The following is a 453-nucleotide window of genomic DNA, read 5'->3' on the forward strand; positions in this document are numbered from 1 at the left end:
GCGATGTACTTGCCGCCATCACGCACCGGCTGCGCGGTGGCTGTCCAGACCTCGCCCGACGCCAGGTCGCGCACGTAGATGGCCTCCCCTGCCGGGTCCGAGACGGCGTCGTTGGACCATGGCGTCAACTGGTTCTCCCGGCTGTTGACGGACCACGTATAGCCGCTGCCCTCGGTCGACACCTGGAAGCCAAAGCCGTCATTGGCAATGACATTGATCCATGGCGCCGGCGTGGTGGAGCCGTCCTCCAGGATCACGACGTACTCCCGGCCATCCCGGGCGAAGCCACCCAAACCGTTGAAGAACTCGAGCGAGGCCCGATCGTACGAGGTACTTGCAACGGCAGGCGGCCACCGGGACGGCGGCGGCGTAAGCGGCAACGTTGGCGGCGGTGCCCACGCCGGATCGGGAATCCGTGCAAGCTGGTCGGCAATCGCGCCCCGGCGTGCAATC

General features: G+C 67.1%; 1 protein-coding gene. It reads right to left on the bottom strand.

The genetic code is table 11. The features are described from left to right. Positions 1 to 453 (bottom strand): hypothetical protein (locus AC1DCP_RS26465; protein WP_476774880.1); only part of this gene is annotated, 453 nt, incomplete at both ends.

It is taken from the genome of Agrobacterium sp. 10T429 (assembly GCF_056393925.1).